The 3,142-nt window shown below is 64.8% G+C and carries 4 protein-coding genes and 1 pseudogene; 4 read left to right on the forward strand and 1 reads right to left on the reverse strand.

The window, feature by feature from the left end:
- Positions 1-162: 162 nt before the first annotated feature.
- Entirely contained in the window at positions 163-579 is a 417-nt protein-coding gene (locus XM53_RS22140) for a MerR family transcriptional regulator (protein WP_057796971.1), read from the reverse strand.
- A 76-nt stretch (positions 580-655) separates the two neighbouring features.
- On the opposite strand from XM53_RS22140, the gene XM53_RS22145 reads away from it, so the two are divergent.
- The 4 genes and pseudogenes from XM53_RS22145 to merA all read left to right on the forward strand — a co-directional run bounded on the left by XM53_RS22145 (position 656) and on the right by merA (position 3,041).
- Positions 656-1,045, forward strand: coding sequence for a mercuric transporter MerT family protein (locus XM53_RS22145; protein ID WP_057796974.1), 390 nt, complete (start codon positions 656-658; stop codon positions 1,043-1,045).
- 18 nt (positions 1,046-1,063) lie between these two features.
- Complete coding sequence (locus XM53_RS22150) at positions 1,064-1,369, forward strand: heavy-metal-associated domain-containing protein (protein ID WP_057796972.1); 306 nt, start codon at positions 1,064-1,066, stop codon at positions 1,367-1,369.
- 4 nt (positions 1,370-1,373) lie between these two features.
- Positions 1,374-1,612, forward strand: a pseudogene (gene merF / locus XM53_RS22155) (mercury resistance system transport protein MerF).
- A gap of 4 nt (positions 1,613-1,616) precedes the next feature.
- Complete coding sequence (merA, locus tag XM53_RS22160; protein WP_144435656.1) at positions 1,617-3,041, forward strand: mercury(II) reductase; 1,425 nt, start codon at positions 1,617-1,619, stop codon at positions 3,039-3,041.
- Positions 3,042-3,142: the final 101 nt, after the last annotated feature.

A 3,142-nucleotide genomic window follows, 5' to 3' on the forward strand; every position in this document is an offset into this window, starting at 1 on the left:
CGTGCCGCCGTTCAACGCAATCTCGCCTGGATGGAAGCGCGAGGCTTGATCCGCGAGGTGACCGGCCAGGGGCGATTCAAGATATGGGTAGCGGCACGATCTTGAATCTTCCAGTTCGATGCATGGGAGCTTCAAGAGTTCGGGAAGTTCGTGTCATAGTTTTCAGTTTCCAGAAATCGCGTCGAGCACCGGACAGTTGGGGACTTCGGCGCCAGAACACCTGGATGCCGTTGCAGCGAGGACGGATTCGATCCGCCGGAGGTCTGCAATCTTCGCACGCACATCAGCAAGGTGGCGCTCTGTTCTCTCCTTGACGTCGGCGCAAGTCGGGGCGGCTCCGTCCTCCAGCCCCAAAAGCCCGCGAATGTTTTCCATGGAGAACCCGAGTTCCCGGGCACGCAGGATGAAGCGCAGGCGTGTGGCGTGTGCGGTGGCATAGATCCGGTAGCCGGCATTGGTCCGGGGTGGGTCAGGCAGCAGGCCCGTTTTCTCGTAATAGCGGATTGTTTCGATGTTGCATCCGGTCGCCCGGGCCAGGTCGCCGCGTGTTAAGCCGCTCTCGCGTTCGTGATCGGTCATGGGCAGGTTTCCTCTTGAGCCTGTAGTTACTACAGACCCTACACCCATCATCAACCACAGACGAGAGGTGCGCGACATGACACTGACAGACGACAGAACAGACACTTCAGCGGCGGATCGCCCCGCCCGAAAGGGTTGGCTTGCGGCGGGCGGGGTTGTGGGCGCCTTTTTCGCCTCGGCCTGCTGCATCGGGCCGCTGGTGCTTCTGACTCTCGGCATCTCGGGCGCCTGGATCGGCAACCTCACGGCACTGGAGCCTTACAAGCCGATCTTTGCCGTAATCGCGCTCGGCTTCATCGGGGCCGGGTTCCGGCAGGTGTATTTGCGCAAGCCGACCGTCTGCGAGCCTGGTTCCTACTGTGCGCGCCCATCCTCGGCGCGGATCACCAAGACCGCGCTCTGGGCTTCCCTGATACTCGTCGTCGCTGCACTCACCATCGACTGGTGGGCCCCGCTTCTCTACTGATCCCGAAAGGACACCCTCATGAAGACGATCCTTGCCCTTGTTCTGTTCGGCCTGACCGCCACAGCACCCATCACGGCCATTCCTGCCGTCGCGCAAACCGTCGCCGCCGAGCAGACCGTCACCTTCGCGGTGGACAACATGACCTGCGCGCTCTGCCCGGTGACGGTGAAGCGCGCGATGGAAGGCGTCGATGGCGTGCGCGCCGTCGAGATCGACTTCGAGGCGCGCACCGCTACTGTCGTCTTCGACACCGCCGCGACCAGCGCCGAGGCGATCGCGACCGCGTCGGCCAATGCAGGCTACCCGGCGCGCGTCTCAGGTTGACGGGATGAGCGAGCAGACCGACCGCAAGATGATCGCGACAGGGATCGTCGGCACCGTCATCGCGGCGCTCTGCTGCTTCACGCCGATCCTGGTCGTTCTTCTCGGCGCCGTGGGCCTGTCGGCTTGACTTGGCTTGGCTGGATAGACTACGTGCTGCTGCCCGCGCTGGCGTTTTTTATCGGCCTGACCATCTATGCCGTCTGGCGGCGGCAGCGGCGCAGGGCATCTCAAGAAAATGGATGAGTTCATGAAATACGAAACCAAGGCACCCACGGGCGATTTCGACCTTGCCGTGATCGGCGCCGGATCGGCTGGCTTCTCCGCCGCGATCACCGCCGCCGAGGGCGGCAAGCGGGTCGCGCTCATCGGGCATGGCACCATCGGCGGGACCTGCGTGAACGTGGGCTGCGTGCCCTCCAAGACGATGATCCGCGCTGCGGAAGCCCTCCACAGTGCGCAGTCGGCGCATCGTTTCCCGGGCCTCAGCGGAGAGGCGCAGGTTGCCGACTGGTCGGCGCTGGTTGTGGCCAAGGACGATCTGGTCGCGACGCTGCGCCAGAAGAAGTACGCCGACCTGCTGCCGGGCTACGATGGAGTGACTTATATCGACGAGGGTCCGGCGCAGCTCGTCCCCGGCGGTGTCGAAGTCGGCAGGCGCAAGATCACGGCTCCCAAGGTGATCGTCGCCACAGGCGGCAGACCCGCCGTGCCCGATATCCTTGGCATCCTCGAAGCACCGACGCTCGACAGCACGTCGCTGCTGGCGCTGGACCATTTGCCCGACAGCCTGATCTTCCTCGGCGGCGGCTATATCGGCGTGGAGCTGGCGCAGATGATGGCGCGGATGGGCACCCACGTCACCATCGTCTGCCGCTCGCGCCTGTTGCCGCACACCGAGCCGGAGGTGTCCGAGGCGCTCACGGCGACCTTGCGCGCCGAAGGCTTGCGCGTCCTAGATGGCGCGACCTACCACGCCGCGCGGCGTGATGTTGACCGCGCGGTTTTGTCCGTGACGGTGGACGGTACCGACCGCGATCTGACGGCCCACCGCCTCGTCCTGACCACGGGCCGTGCGCCCAACACCAAGAGGCTGGGCCTCGCGGAGATGGGTGTCGAGACCGACGCACGCGGTGCGATCCGGGTGGGCGACGACATGCAGACCACGAAGCCCGGCATCTTCGCGGCCGGCGATGTGACCGACCGCGATCAGTTCGTCTACATGGCCGCCTATGGCGCCAAGCTCGCGTCCCGCAACGCCGTTCTGGGCGGGACGGAGCGCTACGACAACGCATCGATGCCTTGGGTGGTGTTCACCGATCCGCAAGTGGCCGGAGTCGGGCTGACCGAAGCGCAGGCGCGTGCGGCGGGTCATGACGTCAAGACCAGCGTGCTTACCCTCGACAACGTGCCTCGCGCGCTAGCGGCCCGCGATACCCGGGGCCTGATCAAGCTGGTCGCGGATGCGCAGACCGACCGCCTGCTGGGCGGCGTCATCATGGCGCCGGAGGGAGCCGACAGTGTCCAGACGCTCGCCATGGCGTTGAAGTTCGGCATGACGACAAAGGCGCTCGGCGAAACGATCTTTCCCTATCTTACCACGGTCGAGGCGCTGAAGCTCGCCGCGCAGACCTTCGACAAGGATGTCGCCAAACTGTCCTGCTGCGCTGGATGAAACGAGCAGATTTATCCAGCTTGGACCCTCAAGCGTGTCTAAGACGAGCAAGGCAGGCGAAATGACCCCACTTTCGGGCAAGACCCCGCGCGCCTTGCGCG

It is taken from the genome of Roseovarius atlanticus (assembly GCF_001441615.1).
Taxonomy (GTDB): Bacteria; Pseudomonadota; Alphaproteobacteria; order Rhodobacterales; family Rhodobacteraceae; genus Roseovarius; species Roseovarius atlanticus.